The 25,540-nt window shown below is 54.8% G+C and carries 26 protein-coding genes and 1 riboswitch; of the genes, 10 read left to right on the top strand and 16 right to left on the bottom strand.

Annotation, left to right across the window (positions count from 1 at the left end):
- Positions 1-409: 409 nt before the first annotated feature.
- Positions 410-526, top strand: coding sequence for a DUF2627 domain-containing protein (locus tag LQ945_RS03265; protein WP_071593021.1), 117 nt, complete (start codon positions 410-412; stop codon positions 524-526).
- 41 nt (positions 527-567) lie between these two features.
- Entirely contained in the window at positions 568-777 is a 210-nt protein-coding gene (gene cspE / locus LQ945_RS03260; RefSeq protein WP_002221949.1) for a transcription antiterminator/RNA stability regulator CspE, read from the top strand.
- 52 nt (positions 778-829) lie between these two features.
- Here cspE and pgeF read toward each other — a convergent pair whose 3' ends face one another.
- Positions 830-1,546 carry a peptidoglycan editing factor PgeF gene (gene pgeF, locus LQ945_RS03255; protein ID WP_270102244.1) on the bottom strand — a complete coding sequence of 239 codons (717 nt, stop codon included), beginning with the start codon at positions 1,544-1,546 and terminating at the stop codon, positions 830-832.
- A 143-nt stretch (positions 1,547-1,689) separates the two neighbouring features.
- On the opposite strand from pgeF, the gene rlmA reads away from it, so the two are divergent.
- Positions 1,690-2,511, top strand: coding sequence for a 23S rRNA (guanine(745)-N(1))-methyltransferase (gene rlmA / locus LQ945_RS03250; RefSeq protein WP_269935082.1), 822 nt, complete (start codon positions 1,690-1,692; stop codon positions 2,509-2,511).
- A gap of 64 nt (positions 2,512-2,575) precedes the next feature.
- Here the strand turns inward: rlmA and mntP are convergent, their stop codons facing one another.
- The 5 genes from mntP to manX form a co-directional block, all read right to left on the bottom strand.
- A complete protein-coding gene (gene mntP, locus LQ945_RS03245) occupies positions 2,576-3,145 on the bottom strand; it encodes a manganese efflux pump MntP (protein WP_041414651.1) in 570 nt (189 codons plus the stop codon).
- Between the two features lie 7 nt (positions 3,146-3,152).
- Positions 3,153-3,340, bottom strand: a riboswitch (yybP-ykoY riboswitch).
- Positions 3,341-3,560: 220 nt separating this feature from the next.
- Positions 3,561-4,019 (bottom strand): DUF986 family protein, encoded by a 459-nt coding sequence (locus LQ945_RS03240; RefSeq protein WP_270102243.1) that lies wholly within the window; start codon positions 4,017-4,019, stop codon positions 3,561-3,563.
- A 215-nt stretch (positions 4,020-4,234) separates the two neighbouring features.
- Entirely contained in the window at positions 4,235-5,077 is an 843-nt protein-coding gene (locus LQ945_RS03235; protein ID WP_012145539.1) for a PTS mannose transporter subunit IID, read from the bottom strand.
- Between the two features lie 15 nt (positions 5,078-5,092).
- Entirely contained in the window at positions 5,093-5,893 is an 801-nt protein-coding gene (locus LQ945_RS03230; protein ID WP_182821976.1) for a PTS mannose/fructose/sorbose transporter subunit IIC, read from the bottom strand.
- A gap of 55 nt (positions 5,894-5,948) precedes the next feature.
- The gene (manX, locus tag LQ945_RS03225; protein ID WP_269935083.1) at positions 5,949-6,920 is read right to left on the bottom strand and encodes a PTS mannose transporter subunit IIAB; all 972 of its coding nucleotides are present in this window, start codon (positions 6,918-6,920) and stop codon (positions 5,949-5,951) included.
- Positions 6,921-7,496: 576 nt separating this feature from the next.
- Between manX and LQ945_RS03220 the strand changes: the two genes are divergently transcribed.
- Positions 7,497-9,041, top strand: a complete 1,545-nt coding sequence (locus tag LQ945_RS03220; protein ID WP_262240443.1) for a TerC family protein — start codon at positions 7,497-7,499, stop codon at positions 9,039-9,041.
- Between the two features lie 15 nt (positions 9,042-9,056).
- Here the strand turns inward: LQ945_RS03220 and LQ945_RS03215 are convergent, their stop codons facing one another.
- From LQ945_RS03215 to pabB, 4 genes are all read right to left on the bottom strand, one after another.
- On the bottom strand, positions 9,057-10,673 hold the full coding sequence (locus LQ945_RS03215) for an EAL domain-containing protein (RefSeq protein ID WP_270102242.1): 1,617 nt from the start codon (positions 10,671-10,673) through the stop codon (positions 9,057-9,059).
- A gap of 432 nt (positions 10,674-11,105) precedes the next feature.
- Positions 11,106-12,470 (bottom strand): L-serine ammonia-lyase, encoded by a 1,365-nt coding sequence (gene sdaA, locus LQ945_RS03210; protein ID WP_270102241.1) that lies wholly within the window; start codon positions 12,468-12,470, stop codon positions 11,106-11,108.
- A gap of 445 nt (positions 12,471-12,915) precedes the next feature.
- Positions 12,916-13,494 (bottom strand): CoA pyrophosphatase, encoded by a 579-nt coding sequence (locus LQ945_RS03205; protein ID WP_182821983.1) that lies wholly within the window; start codon positions 13,492-13,494, stop codon positions 12,916-12,918.
- A complete protein-coding gene (gene pabB, locus LQ945_RS03200; protein WP_270102240.1) occupies positions 13,491-14,864 on the bottom strand; it encodes an aminodeoxychorismate synthase component 1 in 1,374 nt (457 codons plus the stop codon). The genes LQ945_RS03205 and pabB overlap by 4 nt, the downstream gene beginning before the upstream one ends.
- 501 nt (positions 14,865-15,365) lie before the next feature.
- Here pabB and LQ945_RS03195 point away from each other — a divergent pair.
- Both LQ945_RS03195 and LQ945_RS03190 read left to right on the top strand, forming a co-directional pair.
- Entirely contained in the window at positions 15,366-16,373 is a 1,008-nt protein-coding gene (locus LQ945_RS03195; RefSeq protein ID WP_270102239.1) for a glycosyltransferase, read from the top strand.
- A gap of 63 nt (positions 16,374-16,436) precedes the next feature.
- Complete coding sequence (locus LQ945_RS03190) at positions 16,437-16,682, top strand: YoaH family protein (RefSeq protein ID WP_044551884.1); 246 nt, start codon at positions 16,437-16,439, stop codon at positions 16,680-16,682.
- 33 nt (positions 16,683-16,715) lie between these two features.
- Here the strand turns inward: LQ945_RS03190 and purT are convergent, their stop codons facing one another.
- Positions 16,716-17,894, bottom strand: a complete 1,179-nt coding sequence (gene purT, locus LQ945_RS03185) for a formate-dependent phosphoribosylglycinamide formyltransferase (RefSeq protein ID WP_270102238.1) — start codon at positions 17,892-17,894, stop codon at positions 16,716-16,718.
- Between the two features lie 241 nt (positions 17,895-18,135).
- On the opposite strand from purT, the gene dbpA reads away from it, so the two are divergent.
- The 4 genes from dbpA to yebF all read left to right on the top strand — a co-directional run bounded on the left by dbpA (position 18,136) and on the right by yebF (position 20,708).
- Complete coding sequence (gene dbpA / locus LQ945_RS03180; RefSeq protein ID WP_182821991.1) at positions 18,136-19,518, top strand: ATP-dependent RNA helicase DbpA; 1,383 nt, start codon at positions 18,136-18,138, stop codon at positions 19,516-19,518.
- A gap of 88 nt (positions 19,519-19,606) precedes the next feature.
- Positions 19,607-19,930: a YebG family protein gene (locus tag LQ945_RS03175; RefSeq protein WP_044551879.1), complete on the top strand. Its 324-nt coding sequence runs from the start codon at positions 19,607-19,609 to the stop codon at positions 19,928-19,930.
- A gap of 39 nt (positions 19,931-19,969) precedes the next feature.
- The gene (gene yqfB / locus LQ945_RS03170; RefSeq protein ID WP_270102237.1) at positions 19,970-20,278 is read left to right on the top strand and encodes a N(4)-acetylcytidine aminohydrolase; all 309 of its coding nucleotides are present in this window, start codon (positions 19,970-19,972) and stop codon (positions 20,276-20,278) included.
- 70 nt (positions 20,279-20,348) lie between these two features.
- Positions 20,349-20,708 (top strand): protein YebF, encoded by a 360-nt coding sequence (gene yebF / locus LQ945_RS03165; RefSeq protein WP_048760142.1) that lies wholly within the window; start codon positions 20,349-20,351, stop codon positions 20,706-20,708.
- 82 nt (positions 20,709-20,790) lie between these two features.
- Here yebF and LQ945_RS03160 read toward each other — a convergent pair whose 3' ends face one another.
- The 5 genes from LQ945_RS03160 to mdtH all read right to left on the bottom strand — a co-directional run bounded on the left by LQ945_RS03160 (position 20,791) and on the right by mdtH (position 25,493).
- Positions 20,791-21,354 carry a lipoprotein gene (locus LQ945_RS03160; RefSeq protein WP_262240436.1) on the bottom strand — a complete coding sequence of 188 codons (564 nt, stop codon included), beginning with the start codon at positions 21,352-21,354 and terminating at the stop codon, positions 20,791-20,793.
- Between the two features lie 154 nt (positions 21,355-21,508).
- Entirely contained in the window at positions 21,509-23,149 is a 1,641-nt protein-coding gene (locus tag LQ945_RS03155) for an ABC1 kinase family protein (protein ID WP_270102236.1), read from the bottom strand.
- 26 nt (positions 23,150-23,175) lie between these two features.
- Positions 23,176-23,823, bottom strand: coding sequence for a glutaredoxin 2 (gene grxB / locus LQ945_RS03150; protein ID WP_270102235.1), 648 nt, complete (start codon positions 23,821-23,823; stop codon positions 23,176-23,178).
- Between the two features lie 129 nt (positions 23,824-23,952).
- Positions 23,953-24,201, bottom strand: a complete 249-nt coding sequence (locus tag LQ945_RS03145; RefSeq protein WP_269935093.1) for a hypothetical protein — start codon at positions 24,199-24,201, stop codon at positions 23,953-23,955.
- An 86-nt stretch (positions 24,202-24,287) separates the two neighbouring features.
- Positions 24,288-25,493, bottom strand: coding sequence for a multidrug efflux MFS transporter MdtH (mdtH, locus tag LQ945_RS03140; RefSeq protein ID WP_270102234.1), 1,206 nt, complete (start codon positions 25,491-25,493; stop codon positions 24,288-24,290).
- Positions 25,494-25,540 lie beyond the last annotated feature (47 nt).

The raw sequence follows: 25,540 nt of genomic DNA, 5'->3' as shown, positions 1-25,540 counted from the left end.
CGAGGAGTGGGCTATGCCAGCGTTGAGCCGTCCGGATGGCAACCCAATGGTCGGATCAGCCGGTCTCCAATGTGCCCGTTCATCGATATTCAAATGTCGTATAAGAAATTCCATAAAGATTCAAATTTTTTAACGTTCTAAGCGTCCAGCTGGGGTTATATGTTGCAACATTCATGGGTCAATCGGATGAAAGAATTGTTAAAATTCAGTCAGGATGCGGAGTGTAGCGCAGTGTAAGTGTTAAGCAGAAAATAGCTAAGGCTTCAACATCTTTTAGCCTATTTAAGCTTATGTTGCTCTCGACCGTTTCAAATATGTGCGACAGCTCCATCAGTGATTAAAAATGGCTTGCCATCGAATACAGAGTATGTGATAACGCATCTGGGTAAAACGAGGTACAGTTCTGTATATGTGTGGCATTTTCAGTAAAGAAGTTCTGAGTAAAAACGTTAGCGTTGAATACCGCTTCTCTGCCGATCCTTATCTTAGTGCCTCAAGCAGTAACGACTCTAGTTTGTCTATGTAACGCCTACGGGCGGTTTAAACAATCCAAAGGAAATACTCAAGATGGCAAAGATCAAAGGTCAAGTTAAGTGGTTCAACGAATCTAAAGGTTTCGGTTTCATCACTCCAGCTGACGGCAGCAAAGACGTGTTCGTACACTTCTCTGCAATCCAGGGTAACGGCTTCAAAACCCTGGCTGAAGGCCAGAACGTTGAGTTCGAAATCCAAGATGGCCAGAAAGGCCCATCTGCAGTAAACGTTACTGCAATCTAATCAGCGTCAGCTGTACAAAAAACCCGCCTTGGTGCGGGTTTTTTCGTTTCTGCTATTCGCCGGTGATAATAATGGCCGCGTACTGATTGCGTCCGGTGATGCCAGGGTGACTGGGATCCTGTTCGCGTCGGTGGCTGTTACGCCGATAGCTGGTGTATTTAAACCGCTGTGGCTGGAGCGGATCGGTATTTGGCGTGCAGATAGTGCAGCTCCCGGCATGATCCACGGCGGCGAACCCCAGCTCGTGAAGTTTTGATTCGGCGATCGCGGCCAGATCCAGGTGACGATAGTGGGGGCTGATTAAGCTGGCGGGCAGCGGCAACTGCTGTTTGAACCGCGCAACCAGCTCTTCGTTCACCTCATAACAGCATGGGCCGGCCGCAGGGCCGATGGACGCGATCCAGTTGGCAGTTGAGTCATCTAGGGCGATACGCGCCGCCAGTTGCTCCAGAACGCCATCCAGCAGCCCTCGCCAGCCGGCATGCACGGCAGCAATGGCCGAGCCGTCGTGGCGGCTGAAAATCACCGGCAGGCAGTCTGCCGTTAACACGCTGAGCAGAATGCCCGGTTGGGTGGTATAGAACCCATCGGCTTCACCGCACGCCTGTGCTGCCTGCGTGACGTCAACGATGCGTGTGCCGTGTACCTGCTTTTTTTCCGGCAGGGTGGCGCGGTAGGGCTGAAGATGCCCAGGCAGCAGCGCACTCTTGTTGCCGAAACCGTGTCGAATAGCGGGAACGCGGTTGAGAAGCGGGGAGTAATCAGTCATAAAACGTCTTTGCCTGCGTCAGAAAACTTAACGTCAGTGTAGTCAGTTTTTTTCCTGCTTGGCTAGCCCCCATGGGATGCGCCTTGCATCGCACAGAAGCCTTCTTTAGACTAGCCGCGCCGTATCTTTCTGGAACCCAAGCCATGTCTTATCAGTGCCCTCTGTGCCATCAGCCGCTTCATTTTTCCTCACCGCAATGGCGTTGCGGCGCTAACCATCAGTTTGACCGAGCCAAAGAAGGCTATGTCAACCTGCTGCCGGTACAGCACAAGCGTTCGAAGCAACCCGGCGACAGTACGGAAATGATGCAGGCGCGGCGCGCGTTTCTGGATGGCGGTTTCTATCGGCCTCTGCAGCAACGGGTAGCCGAGCTGTTGGATGAGGCGTTGGCGCCCGATGCACAGGCGCTGCTGGATATCGGCTGTGGCGAGGGGTACTACACGGCGGAAGTGGCTGCCCGATTGACGCAACGACGCGATATGACCCTTTATGGGCTGGATGTTGCGAAGGTGGCGATCCGCTATGCGGCCAAGCGTTATCCTGCGGTGTCATTCTGCGTAGCGTCGAGCCATCGTCTGCCGTTCGCCGACGCTTCTTTAGACGCCATTCTGCGTATTTATGCGCCCTGCAAGGCAGAAGAGCTGGCTCGGGTGGTGAAACCCGGTGGGGTCGTGGTGACGGTATCGCCTGGCCCACGTCATCTGTACCAGTTAAAAGAGCAGGTTTATCAGCAGGTGCAACTGCATGCCGAACAGAATGAGCAGTTCGCGGGCTTTGACTGTGAGCGGGTTGAGTCGCTGGCCTACCCGATGACGCTGCCGGGCGAGCAGGCGGCCAATTTGTTGCAGATGACGCCTTTTGCCTGGCGGGCTTCTCCGGAGGTTCAGCAGCGCCTGAGCGCCAGTGAAGCCTTCCCCTGTGAGACAGATTTCGTTATTGCCCTCTACCGCCGCCGGGCCGATTAACGATTCGCGCAAGCAGAAACAAAAAAACCTGCCGTTGGCAGGTTTTTCTTTGCGTGCTGACGGATCAGGCGAGGTAGCCCAAATGCTCCAGCAGAATATTGACGCCGATGGCGATCAGCACCACGCCGCCAAGGATCTCAGCGCGTTTACCGAGTAACGGCCCAATAAAGCGGCCAATCATCATACCCAGCGTCGCCATAATCATGGTGGCCATGCCGATGGCCATGGCGGTGTGCACAATGTTCACCTGCAGGAAGGCCAGGCCGACGCCGATAGCCATGGCGTCCAGGCTGGTGGCGATGGCGGTGGCCACCAGCAGCCAGAAGCCGTGACGCTTCACTTTTTCTTCTTCTTCCGGCCGGTTTCTGACGCCTTCGACAATCATGCGCATACCGAGAATAAACAGCAGCGAGAAGGCGACCCAGTGATCCCACTCCATGATGTATTGACTGGCGAACAGGCCGATGCCCCAGCCGATAATCGGCGTAATGGCTTCAACCACGCCGAAGATGAGTCCGGTGCGTAGCGCTTCACGAAAACGGGGCTGATGCAGGCTGGCACCTTTGCCGATCGATGCGGCAAACGCATCCATAGACATGCCAAAAGCGAGAATGAGTGTAGCTGACAAGTTCATGTAAAATAGCCTCGGCCGGGCGGCTCCATATACACGTAACCCACCCCCAACCATACGACGGAGTTACGTGTCTATGGTCTCGCCAACCTTACCTGGCTGCCCGCACCACGTTTTAATGAATAAAACGAGTATGTTGATACGGGCGTTTCTGGCGTTTAATTGTCCAGAAACCGGCTACTCCCCAATGACGGCGCAACCATACCATATTATTTCCGTTGGCAACAACCCTTATTCTCCATGGATATTTATTTGGAATTGATAATTATTTTCATTAATGAAATATGCAAGACGGAATATAATGTAGGCGAGTGCAATAATGTTGCATAAATAATAATCAGGTAGCCTCATGCGCTGGTGATTAATTATCCACATTCAGCGCGTGGTGGGAACGGGGATTTATTGATGCTATTTTTACTCAATGATTTTCAACGAAAAAGTGGTAAATTTTTTCCAGGTCGTCTAATTGAGTGACCTGAATTAGCAATCTACGCCGTTCAAGATCTATGACCAAAATGCCATCCTCGGATAAATTCATGGCTTTAATGCGGTTATATTCGATAAACGCATTGGCATAAAAGAAACCCTGCGCTTTAAACAACAGCTTGGGCCAGCGGATATAGGATATGTAGACGGCGATCAGTGCTAAAGAAATAAGCAGATAGGTGGTTAATGCAGCACCCTGCGTCGTGACATTACGATAAATCAGAATGGCAATCAGGCCGACAAAGATCAGACAATCAATCCGGTTACGTCGCTTTAGCTGCACCTTGAGCAGCGTTTTGCCCTTCAGCAGGTTCATCCCGAATTCGTCGTAAATCGCATACAACAGCATCAGCGTGGTGAAAATCAGTAATACGCCATCGGTCAGCGACATCTTTCAACTCCACAAATAAAAAACCGGGGGCTTGCCCCCGGCGAGACTGCTGACAAACATATAATGTTTGGCGGCAGGCGCTAAAGGTTTTGAAAATAAACCAGGAAAATCAATTTATTGGTTTTCGACTGATAACACAAAGGGGGAAAAACCACGCTTTTATCCCCCTTTGTCAATAACCTGACCGGGGGCTTGCCCCCCGGCGGTTAGTCGTCTTACAGGCCCAGCAGGCCAACCCAGTAACCGAAGATACCGATGGCAAAGAAGCCGATGATGATCCACAGCGCATTCACTTTCCTGCGCAGCAGCCACATACAGCCAAAGGTCAGCAGCAACGGCACCAGACCCGGCATCAGTTGGTCAAGGATGGTCTGCACCGTGGTCACCGTGGTATGCCCGGTCTGGTCGGTGATTTTAGACACCACCAGCGGAATATTCACGTGCGTCCACTTGTTAACCAATGCCCCCATGACAAACAGGCCGAGAATGGACGCTCCTTCCGTCAGTTTTTGCAGGAAGCCGCCGCCCATATCGTTAACAATATCCACCCCTTTACGGTAGCCGTAGGCCACGCCGTAATAGCGGGTCAACAGGCGCACCAGGTTGAACAGGACGAAGAACAAAATCGGACCCAGCAGGCTGCCGCTCATCGCGATACCGGCACCAAGCGCGGCGAATACCGGACGAACGGTCCCCCAGAAAATCGGATCGCCTACGCCGGCCAGAGGCCCCATCAAGCCGACTTTAATGCCGTTGATGGCCGCATCGTCGATCGGCGCGCCGTTAGCGCGTTGTTCTTCCATCGCCATGGTAACGCCAAGCACCGGCGCCGCCACGTAAGGGTGGGTGTTGAAGAACTCCAGATGGCGTTTAATCGCCTGTTTGCGATCGTCGTTATTTTCCGGGTACAGGCGACGGATCACCGGCACCATGGAGAAGCAAAAACCCAGCGCCTGCATACGTTCGAAGTTCCATGACCCCTGGAACAGGTTCGAACGCATAAACACACCGCGAATATCGGCTGGCGTGAGTTTCTTTTGAGCTGTTGTATCAACCATTTCTCTCACCTATTCCTAGTCCAGTTCGTTATCGAGGTCGTTGGCGCTAGCCGGGCCGGCTTGCACAACTTGTGACTTGTTGTATTTCGGGCTGAGCTGGATATACAGCACGGCCATCACCACGCCGATAACGCCGAGCGCGACCAGGTTAAAGTTGGTGAAGGCGGCAGTAACGAAGCCGAGGTAGAAGAAGGGCATCAGATAGCCGGCACGCATCATGTTGATCACCATGGCGTAACCGACTACCACGATCATCCCGCCGGCGATGTTCAGGCCGCTGGTGACGACTTCCGGGATCGAGTTAAGCAGCGCGTGAACGCCAGAGGTGCCGACCGAGATAGCGACGATAACCGCCGGGATAGCGATACGCATCGCCTGCAACAGCAGGGCGGAAATATGCAGCCAGGTGATGGCGCGCAAACTGCCGCGTTCTGCCGCGCTGTCCGCTGCGTGCTGGAAGGCGACGGTCAGAGTACGCACGATGATGGTCAGAACTTGTCCGGCCGCCGCCAGCGGGATGGCCAGGGCGATACCGGCACCGACGCTTTGTCCGCCGGCAATAACCAAAATGGTGGAAATGATGGACGCCAATGCCGCATCTGGCGCAACCGCCGCACCGATGTTCATCCAGCCCAGGGCGATCATCTCCAGCGTACCGCCGATGATGATACCGGTTTTCATGTCACCGAGGATAAAACCGATCAGGGTACAGGCGACCAGCGGACGGTGAAATTGAAACTCGTCGAGAACGGAACCCATCCCGGCGATACAGGCAACGATAAATATCAGTACAATCTGAAGAGTGGTAATCTCCATTGCACTTCTCCTATGACCAAAGATCTCTGAGTAAAATAATTACTGGCTGTCGCCATTAATTGAGTTTGTTAATCAGGTCCATCATTTTTAACCGGCTGTCGGACGAGACTTTACGCACTTCCAATTCAATACCGCGCTCGTTTAATTTCTTAAACGCTTCGATATCTTTTTCGTCAACCGACACGGCATTGTTCACCTGAGTTTTGCCCTGACGGAACGCCATGCCACCGATATTCACCGATTTGATATCCACACCGCCTTCAACCAGGCGCCAAACGTCGGTCGGGTTGGTAAACAGCAGCATCACGCGATCGCCGGCGTATTTCGGGTTGTTCCACACGCGAATGGCTTTCGCTACGTCAACCACGTGTGCGGTGACGCCCGGCGGAGCAACCTGAGTCAGCAAGGTTTTGCGGACGTGGTCGGCGGCAACTTCGTCGCTGACCACGATAATGCGGCTGACGTCGGTTTCCTTGGTCCAGCGGGTCGCTACCTGGCCGTGGATCAAGCGGTCATCGATACGGGCCAGGCCGATTTTCATATGGTCATTGGGCCCCAGCGGCGCTTGTGGGGCTGCGGGTTTGGCGGCGGGAGAACTCTGCGGTGCCGCGGGCTTAACACTCTCTTCTGCCGGTTTTTTCAGCGCTTTCACGCCCTCACGGCCGGTTTCCAACGCCAGGGCGACCAATTCGTCGAAGCTGGGGTTGTCGTCTCGTGCCATGAACGTTTCCACCAGCATGGGAATGTTAACCCCGGTGACGACCTCATAGTTTTCTTTATCGACGGCGATGCGGCTGGCCGCATTGAACGGGCTGCCGCCCCAGGTATCCACCAGGAACAGGACGCCACCGCTGGTGTCGAGCCCGCTGATTTTCCCGTTGTATTTCTCGATTAACGTTTCGGCATTTTCACCGGGGACGAAATCTATAAAAGCGACGTTGTCCTGTTCGCCCAATAGCATCTCCGTCGTTTTCAGCAATTGTTCCGCTGCGGTCCCGTGTGTGCCGATGATAATAGCTATTGCCACTCGCTACCTCCTCATTGAACTTCGTGCACGGATTGTGTCGGTCTTTAGTTCATTTGCTTCCTGGCAGTCACTTCCGCGGTTCAGATACATTATGGTAGAAATCTGGAAACCCGCTCTTAACATTTCTCGCGCAGTTTCAAATGCCTGTGCGCGTTGTTCCACGTTAGCGCCATTTATTTTAGTGAGTGAAAAAATAAATTTTGTGACATTGCTCTGTTATTGAGCGCTCGGATAAGTCCTAACGGGGGTGTTTGCGGAATTAAACAACAGAGCTGTTACAAGAGAATGCAGAAGGTAAAAAAGCTTCTTTGCCGACCAAAAAATTCCTGCTAGAGTATTTCCTCTTTCATATTTAGGAGTGAAGGGCCTCAGCCCACCCTATGGACTGTCACCGAAGTTACTGTTTTTCAAGGTTCCACCCGCCACCCGCTGGCGTTGCAAAAATCACACGGCCGCTCGGTCATTCCCCGGTACTACAATCCCGTTATCTTGCTGTTGCTGTCTGCGCTTATTCTGCGTTGGCATTCTCACGCCTGAGCCTTGCTCGGCAATCCTGTCTTTTTTCCGGAGTCTGATATGGAATTTTTAATGGACCCCTCAATTTGGGCTGGGTTACTGACACTGATCGTGTTGGAAATTGTACTGGGCATCGACAACCTGGTGTTTATCGCCATTCTGGCCGATAAGCTGCCGCCGAAGCAGCGTGATAAAGCGCGTATCCTCGGATTGTCGCTGGCGCTGTTTATGCGTTTGGGCCTGCTGTCGGTGATTTCCTGGATGGTTACGCTGACCACGCCGCTGTTTAGCGTCGCGGACTTCAGCTTCTCCGGCCGCGATCTGATCCTGCTGTTCGGTGGTGTGTTCCTGTTGTTCAAGGCCACCATGGAGTTGCACGAACGGCTGGAAGGGCAGACGCATCAGGATGGCGCCAACCGCGGTTACGCCAAGTTCTGGGCGGTGGTGGTGCAAATTGTGATCCTTGACGCAGTGTTCTCGCTCGACGCGGTGATTACCGCCGTGGGGATGGTGAACGACCTGCCGGTGATGATGACCGCCGTGGTTATCGCTATGGTGGTGATGTTGGTGGCCTCCAAACCGCTGACTAACTTCGTGAATGCGCATCCGACTATCGTGGTGCTGTGTCTGAGCTTCCTGTTGATGATCGGCCTGAGCCTGATCGCCGAAGGCTTTGGCATGCATATTCCGAAAGGTTATCTGTACGCTGCGATTGGCTTCTCGATCCTGATTGAGCTGTTTAACCAAATCGCGCGCCGTAACTTTATCAAGCACCAGGCACATCGCCCGATGCGTGAACGTACCGCTGAGGCGATCATGCGCCTGATGGGCCAACAGCGGGCGCAGCAGACGGATGAAGCGGCACCGTTGCCGGTGAATGAAACCTTCGCGGAAGAAGAGCGCTATATGATCAGCGGCGTGTTGACGCTGGCTTCGCGTTCCCTGCGTAGCGTGATGACTCCGCGCACCGAAATTTCATGGGTGGATTGCGATCGTTCCCGCGAAGAGGTACGCGAACAGCTGTTGGATACCCCACACAGCCTGTTCCCGGTTTGCCGTGATTCTCTGGATGAAATTATCGGCGTGGTTCGCGCCAAGGATCTGCTGGTGGCGGTAGAACAGGGCGAAGATATCGCCGAGTTCGCTGCGCGCACGCCGCCGATCGTGGTGCCGGAAACCATGGACGTGATTAATCTGCTGGCAGTGCTGCGTCGTGCCAAAGGGCGACTGGTGGTAGTCACCAATGAGTTCGGCGTGGTGCAGGGGCTGGTGACGCCTTTGGACGTGCTGGAAGCCATTGCCGGTGAGTTCCCCGATGAGGACGAAACGCCGGATATCGTGGTGGAAGCCAACAGCTGGCTGGTAAAAGGCGGTGCCGATATGCACTCGCTGGAGCAGGCGTTGAACTGCGAAGATCTGGTCAGCCCGACGGCGGATTACGCCACCTTGGCGGGGTTCCTGCTGGCCCATTACGGCCAAATGCCGGTGGTGGGTGACGTGGTGGAGCTGAACCGGCTGCGGTTCGAAGTCATTGAGGTGTCAGAGTACCGCATTGAGCTGGTGCGCATCACCAAAGTGGAGCCTCACGACGAGGAACATCAGTAACACAAGCCGGAGGCATCACGCCTCCGGTTTTTTTTCCTGCCCTGCCTTTTGCTCCTCCCGCTGACTCCCCGTCCGTAACCGCGATTCGTACTGCTGTAGCCACAGTGGGAAAACATGGATCGGCATGGGCTTGGCAAAATAGAAGCCTTGCAGGGCATTCACGTCGTGCGATCGCAAATATTCAACCTGTTCGGCGGTTTCTACCCCTTCAGCCACCAGTTTCAGTTTCAGGCGCTGCGCCAAGGTAATAATGGTATCGGTGACCGTGGCGTTAATGGCATCGGTACCGATGGCGGCGGTAAACCCGCGATCGATCTTCAACACGTCCGGACTGAGTTTTTTCAGGTAGCTGAGCGAACTATGCCCAGTGCCAAAATCATCGATCGCCAGCATGATGCCCATTTCCTTCAGCGTTTTGATCTGCTCATACTGAATTTCCGACAGCGCGGTACGTTCGGTCAGCTCCAGCATCAGCGACGGCATCGGCTGGGCAGGCAGCCACAGACGGCGAATGTCATCGATGATGGTCACCGCGTTGAAATGCTCGGCGGCGACGTTGATGCTGATATAAAATGACGGTCGCGGCGGGAATAACTGCAGGTTTTCCACCACGGTGCTCATCAGGTAGCGGGTCAGGGGGATGATTAACCCATGCTGTTCCGCCAAGGGGATGAACACGTCCGGGGAGATCCAGCCCTGGCGTTTGTTTTTCCAGCGCAGCAGGGTTTCAACCCCAACGCAGCGACCGGTTTCTGCGTTGATGATCGGCTGACAGTAGACGCGGAATTCGCGATGGGAGATGGCGTGTCCTATATGGTATGACAGACTCATGCGGTTGGCGGTGAGCAGGTACACCACGTAGGCTGCCAGCAGGCTGATCAACAACGACAGCGGAATATGGCGCGGCAGCGCCGCCAGTGCCAGCATATTGGTCTGGGGCCCGTACAGCGAAATAGAAAAGGGGTATTGCGTCGACTTTGCGGTATAGCGCAGGTCGTTCGTCAGGCTGGCACTGCGCAGGATCTCGCGGCGGCCGTATTCCAGACTGTAGTCACCGACGTTCAGCACCACCCGTTGTGCATAGGGCTCCTGAGGCTCGAGCAGAAAGTTTGCCAGCAGTTCAATATTGAAGACGTGCAAGACGCCGTTACGGTGATTGTTGTCTTCTTCTGGCGTCCACATAATCAGGGTGGGGACACCTTTGGCGACCGAAAGCGAAGGGCGCAGCGCCAGCTTCGCGCCATCGTTTGCTATTGTGGGCAAAATAGCACTGAAAATATATTTGCGGGAACCAAACAGGCTGGAACAGTAAATAACGCCATCCTTGACCAGTAGCATTGCCCGAAGCGCCTGGTTTTGTGCGGCGCGAAAGCGCAGCGTTGGCATTACGGTTTCACAAGTGGAGGTCAGCAGGGGCATGGAGCGTTTGGCCTGTTGTTCAGCCGGGACAAGCAGATTGTTGATCTTGGTGACGGTGCGGTGGGCAAGCACCTGACGATTGTGCTCGATGCTGCCGATCTCCTGGTAATAACGGGTGTACAGCGACAGCAGCAGAATAGCCAACCCGACCGCCCCGGCCAGCAGCCAACGGTAATAGCGGTATTTGGTCACGGTAAGTTGGGTCATCAACATCGCTAAATCCTTGTTCGGTAAGCCAGCCCAGGATCACCGTCAGGCCAAACAGTCCCAAATGATACTCGGCTAATTCTAGCCTGTTGTTATACAAGAAGTGATGGTAACCCAGTAAATTATTTAAATTTGGCGAAACAGAGGGTGAAATTGCAGGTTAACCGCAGGATCAATGTGACGTTGCCGACAGTTTTTATGTGTGACATTGTCACATGACCGGCGTTAGCGGATTGATTATCAACGCATCGCACTAAGAAAAACCCCGCCGGAAAGGCGGGGTCAGACTGCTGACAGAGTTCTTTGCAGTTAAAAGTTCTGATCTGAGGACTAATAAAAACAAAGGATTAGGTCTTCAGGTTTACCCCAAACATCCGAAAACCACGCTTTTCGGGTGTTTGTCATCAGACTAACCCCGCCGGAAAGGCGGGGTTGGGATTAATCGCACTGTACTTTGATGGCCAGACCGCCACGAGAGGTTTCTCGGTATTTGGCGTTCATGTCTTTGCCGGTTTCGTACATGGTTTCGATCACCTTATCCAGTGACACGCGAGGTTCGCTGGTGCGTCGCAGGGCCATGCGCGCCGAGTTGATTGCCTTCACGGAGGCAATGGCGTTACGCTCGATGCAAGGCACCTGAACCTGGCCGGCAACCGGGTCACAGGTTAGCCCCAGGTTGTGTTCCATACCGATTTCTGCCGCGATGCAGACCTGTTCCGGGCTGCCGCCCAGCAGTTCAGCCAAACCGGCCGCCGCCATCGAACAGGCCACGCCCACTTCCCCCTGGCAGCCCACTTCGGCGCCGGAGATAGAAGCGTTCATTTTGTACAGCGCACCGATAGCACCCGCCGCCATAAAGTAACGGATGTAAATATCCGGGCTGACGGATTCGATAAAGTGGTCATAGTAAGCCAATACGGCCGGTACGATGCCGCAGGCGCCGTTGGTTGGCGCGGTGACCACACGACCACCCGCCGCATTCTCTTCGTTGACCGCCAGCGCGAACATATTGACCCAGTCAATAACGTTCATCGGATCGCTGGACAGCTTGTCGGAGGAGACCAACAGACGACGTAATGCGGAAGCACGACGCGGTACGCGCAGTGGACCAGGCAGTACGCCTTCGGTATTCAGGCCGCGGTCGATACAGGCGCGCATGGTCTGCCAGATGTTGCCGAAGTAGGTTTCGATATCCTGCTTGCTGTGCAGCGCCAGTTCGTTCTGCATCACCATGCCGGACAGCGACAGCCCGGTTTCACGGCAATGCTCAAGCATTTCACGCGCAAAATTGAACGAGTAAGGAACGCTCAATTCGTGCGCGTCGGTTTTGCCGAAATTCTCTTCATCGACGATAAAACCACCGCCGATAGAATAGTAAGTCTTGCTGTAAACTTGTTTATCCCCGGCGAAGGCGTGGATTTGCATGCCGTTCTCATGCAGCGGCAGGTTATCGCTGCGGAATACCATGCCGCCGTCACGCGGGAAATCTACCTCATGCAGGCCGCTGGCCAGCATCAGTCTTTGACGTTGTTCTACATCGCGAATAAAGCCCGGGATGCTATCGATATCAACGGTATCAGGCATATTGCCCGCCAGGCCGAGGATGATAGCGATATCGGTATGGTGACCTTTACCGGTCAATGAGAGTGAGCCGTAAACATCTACGGCAACACGCGTGATAGAAGGCATCAGGCCTTTATTTACCAGATCGTCGACAAACTGTTTGCCGGCTTTCATCGGTCCAACCGTATGAGAGCTGGACGGGCCGATGCCGATCTTAAACATGTCGAAAACGCTAATCACGCTAAAACTCCTTAGAGGCATATTGTTATGGCTGCATCGGTTAAAAACCGTGCAGGGAACAGCGATATTGTAAAAGGGCCGTACGGGTTCGGTTGCCTTTTTCGCATGAAATAAAATAATCCTTGGTGTCAGTCCTGTTTATGATTGCCGCAGGCGTTCGGCCAGTCGTAGAACCGCCGCTGCCTAAACTCGGTTAATGGCAATCGCGCCAGCTTCCGTTGCTGAACGCGGCCGGCTTAAACCCTGCTGAAATAGTGGTTTATTCCGGACGGCGGTATTTTACAGGTATTTCGTAAGGTTGAAGAGAGGGTTTACAGTTTTTTTAAAACTCTGATAGCCAGAACGGTAGTTGAAAAAGCAAACAAATGAAGTGATGCCGATCGCTTTACCCGTGCCGCTGGTGCAGGTAACCGTTTGGCTTGTGATCGGCGTCACGAAATTAGCGCTAAATGCTGACCTGTTGCGCCAGGCGGCGAATGATGGCGGCGGTCAATCCCCAGACAAATTGGCTCTGGTACCAGGACAAATAAATACGGTGCGAATGGCCGGCACGCTGAATATCCAGCGGGTAATAGCGTGAGAGCGTCAGCGCTTCGTGCAGAGGCATTTCGAAAACGTCGGCCACTTCGTCTTCATTGGCGCTAAATTGTACGTCGGGTGAGATCAGACCGACAACCGGGGTGACCTGGAAACCGGTGCTGCTGTCGAGCGGGGCCAGTTGGCCAAGAATGGTCACCGCCTGGGGGGGGATTGCCACTTCCTCCTGGGCTTCACGCAGGGCGGTAATAATCGCCGACCCGTCTTCGGCATCGGTTTTACCGCCGGGAAACGCCACCTGGCCCGGATGTTTTCGCAAGGAATCGGCGCGTCGGGTGAGCAGCAGCGTGGGCTCAGGTCGGCAGATAATGGGTATCAGTACCGCCGCCGGGCGGACGTTATGCGAAATCTGCGATGCCTGCGGCAGTTGCAGTTGGAAGCGGCTGATAAAAGCCGCCAGCGAGGTAGGGTAACTCGGTGGGTTCACGAAGCGATGACCTCCCCCAACTGCGGCAAAATGCGGCCGACTTTATCGAAGGTTTCCTGATATTCCGCCTGTTCCTGGCTGTCGGCCACGATACCGCCGCCGGCCGCGCAGTAAATGCGGCCCTTTTCGGTAAACAGCGTGCGGATGGTGATGTTGGTGTCCATGGTGCCGCAGGCGCTGATATAGCCGATACTGCCGCAGTAAGTATTGCGCCGCTGTGGTTCCAGCTCTTCGATAATTTCCATCGCCCGTACCTTGGGCGCACCGGTAATGGATCCACCCGGGAAGCAGGCGCGCAATAGCTCAGTCGCCGGCGTGTGTTCGGGCAGGATGGCGGTAATGGTACTGACCAGATGATGCACCGCCGGGAAAGGCTCTACCACGAACAACTCGGGAACTTTGACGCTGCCCGGCTCGGCGACACGGCCGATATCGTTGCGCAGCAGATCGACAATCATCAGGTTTTCGGCGCGATCTTTGGTGGAATTCGCCAACCGTTGCGCCTGTTGCGCATCTTGCTCGGCATCTGCCAGCCGCGGCAGGGTGCCTTTGATAGGGCGGGTCTGGATCTGCCGGTTCTCCAGCCACAAAAAACGCTCGGGCGAAACGCTCAGTACGGCGTTGTCCGGCAGACGTAAAAAAGCAGAGAAGGGGGCACGATTGCTGGCGTTCAGTTGCAGAAAGGCTTGCCATTCATCACCCTGATAATCTGCGGAAAATCGCTGCGCCAGATTGATTTGGTAGCAATCGCCGCTGCGCAAATAATGCTGGATGCGTTGGAATTTTTCGCCGTACTGCTGCCGCGTCATGTTGGCTTGCCAACGGCTGACCAAGGCAAAAGCTTGCCGGGGTTCAGGCTGCTGGCTGCATAGCCACAGCCAGCGCTGTTCAACGTCCTCATAGCTAAGTAACGTCAGCGTCTTCCTGTGGTGATCGGCAATCAGCGCCCAGTCATATATCCCCACCGCCATGTCCGGCAGCGCGATATCCACCTGCGCCAACTGCGGCAGTTTTTCCACCCTGCGGCCCAGATCGTAACCGAACAGCCCAAGGGCTCCTCCCTGGAACGGCAAGCCGGCATCTGCTGCCGGGTGCCAGTTTTGCCGTTCCAACTGCTGTTGCAGCAACTGGAAGGGATCTTCCTGTGATTGCTGCTCTTCCGCGCCGTTACAAATTTCTGTGATTTTCCCTCGGGTAGTCAGAGTCACTTTGGGGGCCGCGACCAAAATATCGAAACGGTTATGCGAATGTTCGGCAAAGCCGGAATGCAGCAGCATTGCCCAGGGGTGTTGAGCAAGAGGAGCAAACAGCTCCAGCAGGGTGGTGGGGGTGTAGGGTAAAGATTTTAGATTCGGTGCGGTTGCGCTCATGGGCCTCAATAAACCTGACTGACGGGGCGGCTGTTTATGATGGCTATTCTGCCATATTCGCCCGATGGGCGCATGTCCTGGCATAGGCAGACAAAGCACACATCACATAAACAATGAATCAACAAATTTGCAAATGAAGCATTTTTTGCGACTTCAACTATAATCCAATATGTTAAAAACTGCGTTATCAATTAATGGCTCGGATATATCTTATCCTTTTGAATCGATTTTTATAAAGTAAACTCCGTAATTGGTTTTATTGCGTTATTACTTTTGATTGAGATAACAAAAATATCAGGAGAACTTATGTCATCGCCTGATCATACCGGTATCTGAACGATAACTGCCTAAAAAAGAGCACGTTTCGAATAAAACTATAAACAGTAACAAGACGCATTTAGCCCATTTTTACCGCCGGGCCACTGCGTTCTAATTTAATTGCACCCTGATATTTTTAAAAAATAGAAATATTCATTCGTTACTTTTTGCGAAGAGCTGCCTATGCCCCTAATGCTGAGTGTCATCGTCCCGCTACATAACGTGGGTGAACTGTTTGAGCCGTTTTTGGCCTCGCTGTTAGCCCAACAGGAGCGGCGCCTGGAGGTGATCATCGTCAATGACGGTTCCACCGACGGTTCTGGTGATATCGCCCACCGCTATGCCCAACGGCATCCTCACATTACCGTTATTGACCAGCTCAATGCGGGCGTATCTTGTGCGCGCAATGCCGGGTTGGCTGTGGCACGCGGAAAATATGTGGCTTTTCCTGACGCCGATGATTTACTGGCGCCGGAAATGTATGCAACCCTGATTGAAATGGCTGAAGAAAATCAATTGGATGTCATGCAGTGCAACGGGGAACGTTATTTCACCGGGCAAGATGAACTGCAACCAATTATTCCGCAAAACCGCTTGGGCGACACCGGCGTTATTAGCGGAGTGAAATGGTTGGAACGTGCGCTGAAATCGAGAAAATTTATTCATGTGGTTTGGCTGGCGGTATATCGCCTCGATTTTATTAAACAGCATCGATTGTATTTTGAACCGGGTTTGCACCACCAGGATATTCCCTGGACCACCGAGGTGATGTTCAATGCACAGCGGGTGAAATATCTCAGCAAAGCGTTGTATCGCCAACGAGTGCACGATAAATCGATCAGCAACCGTCGCCGAACCGGTCAGGCCAACGTCGAATATCAACGCCATTATATGAAAATAGTGGAGATGCTGGTGGCGATGAACCAGCGCTATGCGCGGAAAATCAGTATCCGTCCGGCTTTTCACTGGCAGATCACCCGTGAAGCCCTGGGGATCTGTCACAGTATTCGCCGCGAACCCGAACTGGCGGCGCAGTGCCGGATCACCGATGAGTTCTATCAGCGCGGTATCGATCGGGCGATGTCCACCAATGCGCGCGGCCTCAAGCAGAATTGGCACGTCATGCTCTGGTTGCACCGCCTGAAACAGTGGCGACATGGCGATCATTGCTCACAACCGGCTGCTGAATAACAGGCGTTGGGATCCGCCGGTTTAAGGGGTATACTCGCCCTCCATTTTACCGGAGAGAAACACATGCTTGCAGGTATGCCGTCGTTAAGCCATCTAGAGCAGCAGGAAGCTGCGGATCGTATCCATCAGCTGATGGAACAAGGCATGAGCAGTGGTGAAGCCATCGCGCGCGTCGCGCAGGAAATCCGCGAAAAACATCAGGGTGACCAGGTCAGCGTGATGTTCGATGACGAAGATGACGATGAAGAGTATCAGGAACGCCCGGAAGACCAGGGTGATGACGACTCGGAAGAAGACGAAAACTATTGATGTTGCAGGGGCCGGCCAGCCGGCCCCAAAGCCTTAACCTTCAATGACCACCGCAGCGGCGGCCTGCTTGGCCGACTCTACCGCCAACTCGATATTTTCAGCTGTCGCCAGCGCGACACCCATCCGACGTTGACCTTCAATTGCCGGCTTGCCGAACAAACGTAGCTGATTGTGACCGATCAGTGCACGATCCAGCCCGCTGAAACGCAGGTCGCTGCTGGTCAGCTGTGGCAGGATCACCGCCGAGGCAGAAGGGTCGAACTGTCGGATCGCGCCAATCGGCAGACCGAGGAAGGCACGCACATGCAGTGCAAATTCAGACAGGTCTTGTGAAATCAGGGTCACCATGCCGGTATCGTGCGGGCGCGGTGAAACCTCGCTGAAAATCACCTCGTCGCCACAGACAAAAAGTTCGACGCCGAACAGGCCAAAACCACCCAGCGCCTTCACCACGTTTTCCGCAATTGCCTGCGCGCGGCTGAGCGCCAGTTCGCTCATCTGCTGCGGCTGCCAGGATTCGCGGTAATCCCCGTCTTCCTGACGATGTCCGATCGGTGCGCAGAAATGTACGCCATCGACGGCGCTGATGGTCAGCAGAGTGATTTCAAAATCGAACTTCACCAGGCCTTCAACAATCACCCGACCCCCACCGGCACGGCCACCCTGTTGGGCATAATCCCAGGCGGTTTTCAGCTGTTCCGGGCTGCGGATCAGGCTCTGGCCCTTGCCGGAAGAACTCATGACAGGTTTGATAATGCACGGGTAGCCGATTTCGTCGACGGCCTGACGGAAGGCATCTTCACCGTCGGCAAAACGGTAGCTGGAGGTCGGCAGACCGAGGGTTTCTGCCGCCAGGCGACGGATGCCTTCGCGGTTCATAGTCAGGCGAGTCGCTTCTGCGCACGGCACCACGCGGTGCCCTTGCTGCTCCAACTCAACCAGCATGCCGGTGGCGATAGCTTCGATCTCCGGCACGATGTAGTCAGGGCGTTCCTGTTCAATTACGGCTTTCAGCGCGTTGCCGTCCAGCATGTTAATAACGTGGCTGCGATGGGCCACGTGCATGGCTGGGGCGTTGGCGTAACGATCTACGGCAATCACTTCCAGCCCCAAACGCTGACATTCGATGGCAACTTCTTTACCCAGCTCGCCGGAGCCGAGCAGCATAACGCGGGTGGCGGAAGGGCGCAGGGCGGTTCCAATAGTTAACATAGTCTCGTACCTGGATCTGTGGAAAGTAACGCGGTCTGATTGTGGGCGAAGATTATATACGAAAACGTTTGCGTGTGCAGCCGGCGGCAAATGCGTTGTCGGTTTCTGGGTTAAAACCCTGGTTGGCGGCTTTTTTTATGCGTGAAATCCGTAATCCTGACTATCTCTGTTATCATCTGCGGTTGATTCGGTGCTGCCGTGAGCGCGCCGCCATTCCATTTGCCATATAAGAGTTATCGCCGTGAGCACAGTTTCTTTTTCTTCCCTGCCACTGCCAGCCGAACAGTTGGCCAACCTCAACGAACTGGGGTATGCCGAAATGACACCGGTGCAGGCTGCTGCACTGCCCGCCATCCTGAAAGGGCAGGACGTACGTGCCAAAGCAAAAACCGGCAGCGGTAAAACGGCGGCGTTCGGCATTGGCCTGCTGGACAAAATCAACGTTTCCCAAGTGGCGGCCCAGGCGCTGATCCTGTGCCCGACGCGTGAGCTGGCGGATCAGGTCAGTAAGGAATTGCGTCGTCTGGCGCGCTTCACCCAGAACATCAAAATTCTGACCCTGTGCGGGGGCCAGCCGATGGGCCCGCAGCTCGATTCGCTGGTGCATGCGCCGCATATCGTGGTGGGTACGCCGGGGCGTATTCAGGAACACCTGCGCAAGAAAACGCTGGTGTTGGATGAGCTGAAAGTGCTGGTGCTGGACGAAGCCGACCGCATGTTGGATATGGGCTTTGCCGACGATATCGACGATGTGATCAGCTACACGCCGCCGCAACGTCAGACGCTGCTGTTCTCCGCAACCTATCCGAGCGGGATCGAACGCATCAGCGCTCGCGTGCAACGCGATCCGCTGAATGTGGAAGTGGACGACGGTGAAGAGCAAACCACCATCGAACAACGTTTCTACGAAACGACCCGCGATCAACGCCCGGCGGTATTGGTGTCGGCGATCCGTCATTACCAACCTTCTTCTTGCGTGGTGTTCTGCAACACCAAACGCGATTGCCAGAGCGTGTATGAAGCGCTGGAAGCACGCGGCATTAATGTCCTGGCGCTGCATGGCGATCTGGAACAGCGCGATCGCGACCAGGTGCTGGTGCGTTTTGCCAACCGCAGCTGCCGTGTGTTGGTGGCGACTGACGTTGCTGCGCGCGGTCTGGATATTAAAGAGCTGGAGTTGGTGGTCAACTACGAGCTGGCGTTCGATCCGGAAGTGCACGTGCACCGTATCGGTCGTACCGGCCGTGCCGGTTTGAGCGGCCTGGCGATCAGCCTGTGTACGCCACAAGAAATGACGCGCGCGCATGCGATTGAAGAGTATCTGCAGATCAGAGTTAACTGGGCCCCGGTATCCGAGTTAAGCGGTGCAGGAAATACCACGCTGGAAGCCGAAATGGTCACCCTGTGCATCGACGGCGGGCGTAAAGCCAAAATCCGCCCCGGCGATATTCTCGGCGCACTGACCGGCGAGGCCGGGTTGACGGCGGCAGAAGTCGGTAAAATCGACATGTTCCCGGTGCATGCCTACGTGGCGATCCGCAAGGCCAGCGCGCGCAAGGCACTGCAGCAGCTGCAGCAAGGCAAAATCAAGGGTAAGAACTGCAAGGTGCGGTTGTTGAAATAAGTCGCGTCAGGGGTGCGCTTGCATCCCTGCGTAAAATCACCTTATACTGTATATAAATACAGTATTCTAACCTTTGAGGAATGCACACATGGCGGTTGAAGTTAAATATGTGGTGGTGAGAAACGGTGAGGAAAAGATGACTTTCGCGACCAAGAAAGAAGCCGACGCTTACGACAAAATGCTGGATCTGGCCGACAGCCTCGGTGAGTGGCTGCAGCAGGCTCCGCTTGAGCTGGATGACGAACAGCGAGAAGGCCTGAGCTTCTTCCTGGCGGAAAACAAAGACGCACTGGGGCAGATTTTGCGCGGTGCGACGCCGACTGAAACACCGAAGAAAGCGGCCAAAGTGAAAACGGAAAAACCTGCTGCTACCTCAAAAGAGGGATCTGCGTCAGAAAAGCAGGCAGCATAATGACTTATGTTGCGGTAATGTGATGAAAAAGGATCTAGAATGAGCCGTGAAATAACTTTCTTCACTCGCTTTGAGCAAGACATTTTGGCCGGGCGCAAGACCATCACCATCCGGGACGTCAGTGAGTCTCACTTTCAACCCGGTGAGGTTTTACGCGTTAGCCGCAATGAAGACGGCGTATTTTTCTGCCAGATTGAAGTGTTGTCGGTTACGCCGGTGCGCTTGGATGCGTTAACCGAGCAGCACGCCCAGCAAGAAAACATGTCGCTCAGCGAACTGAAGCAGGTGATCAAGGAAATCTATCCGGGGCTCGATGAGCTGTTTGTCATCACCTTCGTCAAACGCTGATCTTTTGCCAGACCAGTTGTGAGCCAAGGGCTGGCGCCCGCGGGTAGCGTAAATCACAACTGGAGGGAATATGAAAGCAACGGGACTGAGTTTGGCCGTAGCACTGTTGGCCACGGTAGGTTTTACCACCACGGTGCAGGCGCAGGAGCAACGTAGTGCAAAAGTGGCGCAGTGTGCAGGGTTGCAACCGGCAGACGTCGCCGCTCAGGTGAAACGCGATTATCTGCAGAACCGCATCACGCGCTGGGAATCGGATAAAAAACTGTTGGGGACGGCTACCCCGATAGCCTGGATCAGTCCGGAGGCGATTACCGGCAAGGATGCAGTCTGGCAAGTGCCGTTAACGGTACGCGGCACCAAGCTGGATAAAACCTACAATGTCACCCTCGACTGCAACGCCGGTAAAATCACCTACAGCGAACCGCAATAATCTCACCGTTTTACGGCGTATTAGCGTCTGAAAAACAACAAGCCCGCCTTAACAGCGGGCTTGTTGTTTTTTAGCGTCAGTATCAGTCCGTAAACGGAATAACCAGTTCACCTGGCTTCACTTCCAGCCCTTTAGCCAATTTCTTGGCCATGGCTTCCGTTTTACTGTTATCCGGGTTCAGCACATAGGCCGGTTTTTGGTCGAAATAGGATTTCAGCGACTGATTCAGGTAAGGGGTCAGGGCCTTCATCACCGTCTGCATTTTCTCCGGCTGCACGCTGTAGTCGGTCAACTCCATATCTTTGAGGAACACCGCGCCTTGCTCACGGTCATACACCGGCTGCGCCTTCAGCGTCAGCTTCAGGTCCGCAGTCTGCGGGCCGAGAATGGAGGTGATGTTCACTTTTGCATCGCCGGAAAGGGTAACCTTGCCCGGTTCGCTTCGCCCAATTTGGCTCTGTAGCTGAGTCAGCACGATATTGGCGTCCAACAGCCCCGGCACGCCGATCTGCTTCTGGTAATCGTTGTGCTTTTGCAGGTAATCATTCACTTCCTGCTCGCTGAGCGTGTACTGGGTCAGCTGATTGCAGCCGATTAATGCGCCGGCGAACAGCAGGGCGGCTGCGCCCATCAGGATCTTTTTCATTTGTGCCTCATAGCTACTGCCAACGAAAATGCTGCAGATAATTGATTTATCATTATAAACATTCGCTGACTGCGAAGGAAACCGTTGATGTCAGCAAACAGGGGGATAGTGCGCGTGAAATGCCTTGGTACCTATCGGATAACGCTGAAACTGTTCAGCGTCGCAGGCGCAACATCAGCAGCAAGACGCCGCCCAGGCAAGCGAGGGCTCCCAGCGCCGGAAACAGCGGAATGCCCCACAACCGCAGCGAGGAGTGCATCAGATAAGGGGCCAGGCCCAGTGCGAAGGCGGCGGTGACAATGGCAATGGCCAGGGTGAGGGCGGCCCGTTCCAGCGCCTTGCTCAACTGATCGATATTTTTGACGTTGATATCGGCGCTGATTTTCCCGCCTTTGAGGCGACGCATCAGCAGGCGTAAGGTTTGCGGCAGCTCTTCACTGGCATCCAGTGCCTCACCGCCCAACGCCAGCATGCGCCGACGCACCGCCTCTGGGGTATAACGCTGCAGCATCACCTGTTGCAGCATAGGTTTCAGGGTGGCGATGATATCGAAATGGGGATCCAGCCGATGCAGCACGCCGTCGGCCGTGATTAACGCCTTGAACAGCAACACCAGGTCCGGCGGCAGTGCCAACTGATGTTCACGCGCCATCATCAACAAATCGGTCAGCGCCTTGCCCAGCGTGAGAGTGGAGGAAGCCTGCTTATCGAGAAAGTTTTGCGCCGCCAGCTCCAGATCCAACAGATCCAAAGGATCGCTGTCCGACCAGGCGATCAAAGTGTTGACGATACCGGCGGATTCTCGCTCGGCGATGGCCTGCAGCAACAGCAGCAATTGATTACGTCGCCGTTCGGAAAGCTGGCCGACCATACCGAAATCGATAAAACCGACGCGATTATCCGCTAACGCCATTACGTTACCCGGATGAGGATCGGCATGATAAAGACGGTGCTCCAGCACCATTTTCATAAAGGCCTGTGCGCCATGTCTTGCGAGCAAGGGGCCATCTAATCCTGCCGCCGCCAGTTGCTGTGGATTTTCCGGTGCGATACCCGGCAGAAATTCCTGTACCAGCAGGCGTTGGGACGACCATTGCCAGTAAATCTTGGGGATGACCACATTGGGCTGCTGGGCAAACTGTTGGGCGACCCGTTCGCAGTTGTTGCCCTCGTGAGTCAGGTCCAGTTCATGAGTCAGCGCGGTTGCCAGGGCTCTGACCATCTGCCGCGGACGATAACGGGCCAGCGCCGGGCTCTGTTGCTCCACGGTTTCCGCCAGATAGGTCAGCAGGCGCAGGTCGGCCTGAATGGTTTTGGCCAGGCCGGGACGTAACACCTTGATCACCACCGCTTCGCCGCTGTGCAGGCGGGCGCGGTAGATCTGTGCCATCGAAGCCGCGGCCAGCGGCGTTTCGTCAAATTCGGCGAACAGACTGTGTGGGTCACCCTTCAAGTCTGCCCGGATCTGTGGCGCCAGTTGCTCCCACGAAAGGGTGCTTGCCTGGCTGTGCAGCCGGTCAAGTTCGTCGGTCCAGCTTGAGTCCAACAGATCTGAACGGGTCGCCAGGATCTGGCCGAATTTGACAAAGGTCGGCCCCAAGGCTTCCAGCGCCGCACGCAGACGCTGCGGCAACGTTTGGCCGTCTTGCTGCTCGCTGCCGCTATCACCACCGCTCAACAGGCTGCTCAGCCCCAGCAGACGAATCACATCCTGCAATCCATAACGGATCAGCACGGCGGAGATTTCTTTCAGCCTTGCCCGATCGCGGGCAGTGACCAGCACCATTTTCAACATTTGCGCGCTATATCCTTATCGCGGGGCTACTGTTCCATATCGAACAGCAGTGGGACGTCACTGCATTGCGCCATACGGTTGCGATAGGCTTCCACGTTTTCCGGCAGCGTCAGTCCGGCGACGATCGACAGCGATCGCAACAAGGGGAACAGATGGATATCGTCTTCCGACAGCGTGCCATTCACCGCGTCTGCTGAGACGACCAGACCGGAAAGTGTCTGCAGGTCGCCCTCCAGTTGGGCAATCAGGTCAGCGCTGTCGGCAAGGTGCTCGGAAAAATCCCCGATCGAGGCCTGCTTTTTGTCGCTAAAGTACTGGCGTGCACTGTCAGTGGCGAACTCTTCGAAGTCGGCATTGGCAAAGCGCGGCAGCAGTAGATTGATGCTGTAACCTCCGACCCGTTGCAGCCAGTCGGCGATCGCCGGGTTGGTATTGCCGGTCAGCAGCGGCTTACCGTCGAGGTTATCGACGTAATGCACGATATCCATGCTTTCCGGAAGATAGCTGCCGTCATCCTTTTGTAAAATCGGCGCCATTTTTTTGCCAATCATGCCGACAGGCGTCGCTTCATCGTCGTTGAGCAGGGTGACCAGGCGGACGGGCAGGTTTTTCAGGCCGAAAATCATGCGGGCTTTAACGCAGAATGGGCAATGATCGTAGATAAACAGTTTCATGCTTGCTCCGGTTGTCAGGTTTTAACAGCAATAGTTATCACAGCATACTGAGGCTGTCGCGAAAAGTTCTTGCTGGAAGGTGCGTAATTGTTGTTTGGCCCGTACAGACTGCGCGGGCCAAAGCAGGGATTATTTTTTTGTCGGAACGGAATTGATCACTTCTATCAAATGCATGCGTGCTTCTTCCAAATCGATTTTATCACGCTCATTGCTGGCGTTGACTATCTGCAGCTGTTTGATGATGTCGCTCTTTAAACCGGCATTGTCAGCGATGACGTGGGCCAGCGCTTTTTCTACCAATGTTGATCGCGCGTAGATCATGCGCAGGTTCAGTACCATGTGTTCCAACAGCTGCGGTAATTTGTCTTCATCACTCATCGCCAACTTCTCCCGTTTATGTTTTTACTATCAGGATAGCAGCTGTGGGTAATTCGGCTGATTTTCTGGCAACTTAGAGAAAAATCTCAGCCGCCGGGCAGCACTTCCGATGCGATGCTGCGCGGATTGAACTGCCAATAAAGGGCGAACAGGGTTATCAGCCCCACGATGCCCAGCAGTATCCAGGGCAGCTCCGGCATGCCTACCGCATGGCCGGTGTCGTACATCCAACCGCCGCCGGTGTAACCCAGGGCGCCGCCCAGTGCCAGACCAAGCCGGCTGAATCCCATATAACTGCCGCGTGCGCGTGGATCCGCCAGCGAAGCGCTGAGGGTTTCACGCGCCGGTTCGGCGATGATTGAGCCGAGATAGAAGCAGCAAATCAGGGTAAATACACCCTGAAGGCTGGTGGCCAGCCCGACCGGGATCAGGCTGAGGGTCATCAGCAACAGCCCGGCCATCAGGCGTTGCTCCAGGCGAAAACGTTTTTCGCTCCAGCGCGCCAGCGGGTAGAGCAACGATAATGACAGCGCGGCCTCAATGGCATACATCCATTTCACCGCCGCCGGTGAGCCTGCGATTTCATTGACGACGATCGGCAGCATCAACATCACCTGTACCGACAGCATGTAGTAACCGGTCAGGGTCAGTACGTAGGTCAGGAAACGGCGGTCGCGCAGCACGCGCATCATGCCTTCTTTCATGGGGGCGCGAACGGTAGAAATTCGGTATGCCGGCAGCAGCCAGGCGTTCCAACCCGCCGCCAACACGAAAATACCCGCGCCGACCCAGCAGACAAAGTGGAAATTATATTGCAGCAGCCAACTGCCGATCAGGGCGCCGATGACCGCACCGGCGCTGTCTTGCATCATCAGCAGCGAGTAAAAACGGCCGCGCTCGTGTGGGCGGGTAAGCTTAATCACCAATGCGGTACGTGGCGGGTCAAACAGCGTGCCGCCGAGGGCGGAAAGGGCACAGGAAAACCACAGTATCCAGGGTTGGTCGGCCATCGCCATGGTGGCGAAGCCTGCTGCGCGCATCAGCATGCCGGTGACAATCATCGGTTTGGCGCCGAATCGGTCGGCTATCGCGCCCCCGAAGATCCCCAGGCCTTGCTGGATTAACTGGCGTAACCCCAGCGCTGCGCCGACCACCACCGCCGCCCAGCCAAGCTGATCGACAAAGCGAATCGAAATAAGCGGGAATACCACAAAAAAGCCTAAAACCACCAACAGATTATCGAGTAATAGAAAATATTTACCCAAGCTCCGAGCTTGCGATACCAGAGACATGCTTCACCACGAGCAATTAAGAGGGAGAGGGGTGCGACCGCTCTAGT

Source organism: Serratia liquefaciens, from assembly GCF_027594825.1.
GTDB classification, from domain to species: Bacteria; Pseudomonadota; Gammaproteobacteria; order Enterobacterales; family Enterobacteriaceae; genus Serratia; species Serratia liquefaciens_A.
The sequence above is the reverse complement of the archived record's forward strand: the minus strand, read 5'-3'. Positions and strand labels throughout refer to the sequence as shown.

Bases quoted from the DNA above. Each gene is read 5' to 3' on its own strand.
- LQ945_RS03265 (WP_071593021.1), top strand. From the start codon at position 410: ATGTGTGGCATTTTCAGTAAAGAAGTTCTGAGTAAAAACGTTAGCGTT.
- cspE (WP_002221949.1), top strand. From the start codon at position 568: ATGGCAAAGATCAAAGGTCAAGTTAAGTGGTTCAACGAATCTAAAGGT.
- pgeF (WP_270102244.1), bottom strand. From the start codon at position 1,546: ATGACTGATTACTCCCCGCTTCTCAACCGCGTTCCCGCTATTCGACAC.
- rlmA (WP_269935082.1), top strand. From the start codon at position 1,690: ATGTCTTATCAGTGCCCTCTGTGCCATCAGCCGCTTCATTTTTCCTCA.
- mntP (WP_041414651.1), bottom strand. From the start codon at position 3,145: ATGAACTTGTCAGCTACACTCATTCTCGCTTTTGGCATGTCTATGGAT.
- LQ945_RS03240 (WP_270102243.1), bottom strand. From the start codon at position 4,019: ATGTCGCTGACCGATGGCGTATTACTGATTTTCACCACGCTGATGCTG.
- LQ945_RS03235 (WP_012145539.1), bottom strand. From the start codon at position 5,077: ATGGTTGATACAACAGCTCAAAAGAAACTCACGCCAGCCGATATTCGC.
- LQ945_RS03230 (WP_182821976.1), bottom strand. From the start codon at position 5,893: ATGGAGATTACCACTCTTCAGATTGTACTGATATTTATCGTTGCCTGT.
- LQ945_RS03220 (WP_262240443.1), top strand. From the start codon at position 7,497: ATGGAATTTTTAATGGACCCCTCAATTTGGGCTGGGTTACTGACACTG.
- LQ945_RS03215 (WP_270102242.1), bottom strand. From the start codon at position 10,673: ATGTTGATGACCCAACTTACCGTGACCAAATACCGCTATTACCGTTGG.
- pabB (WP_270102240.1), bottom strand. From the start codon at position 14,864: ATGAGCGCAACCGCACCGAATCTAAAATCTTTACCCTACACCCCCACC.
- LQ945_RS03195 (WP_270102239.1), top strand. From the start codon at position 15,366: ATGCCCCTAATGCTGAGTGTCATCGTCCCGCTACATAACGTGGGTGAA.
- LQ945_RS03190 (WP_044551884.1), top strand. From the start codon at position 16,437: ATGCTTGCAGGTATGCCGTCGTTAAGCCATCTAGAGCAGCAGGAAGCT.
- purT (WP_270102238.1), bottom strand. From the start codon at position 17,894: ATGTTAACTATTGGAACCGCCCTGCGCCCTTCCGCCACCCGCGTTATG.
- LQ945_RS03175 (WP_044551879.1), top strand. From the start codon at position 19,607: ATGGCGGTTGAAGTTAAATATGTGGTGGTGAGAAACGGTGAGGAAAAG.
- yqfB (WP_270102237.1), top strand. From the start codon at position 19,970: ATGAGCCGTGAAATAACTTTCTTCACTCGCTTTGAGCAAGACATTTTG.
- yebF (WP_048760142.1), top strand. From the start codon at position 20,349: ATGAAAGCAACGGGACTGAGTTTGGCCGTAGCACTGTTGGCCACGGTA.
- LQ945_RS03160 (WP_262240436.1), bottom strand. From the start codon at position 21,354: ATGAAAAAGATCCTGATGGGCGCAGCCGCCCTGCTGTTCGCCGGCGCA.
- LQ945_RS03155 (WP_270102236.1), bottom strand. From the start codon at position 23,149: ATGTTGAAAATGGTGCTGGTCACTGCCCGCGATCGGGCAAGGCTGAAA.
- grxB (WP_270102235.1), bottom strand. From the start codon at position 23,823: ATGAAACTGTTTATCTACGATCATTGCCCATTCTGCGTTAAAGCCCGC.
- LQ945_RS03145 (WP_269935093.1), bottom strand. From the start codon at position 24,201: ATGAGTGATGAAGACAAATTACCGCAGCTGTTGGAACACATGGTACTG.
- mdtH (WP_270102234.1), bottom strand. From the start codon at position 25,493: ATGTCTCTGGTATCGCAAGCTCGGAGCTTGGGTAAATATTTTCTATTA.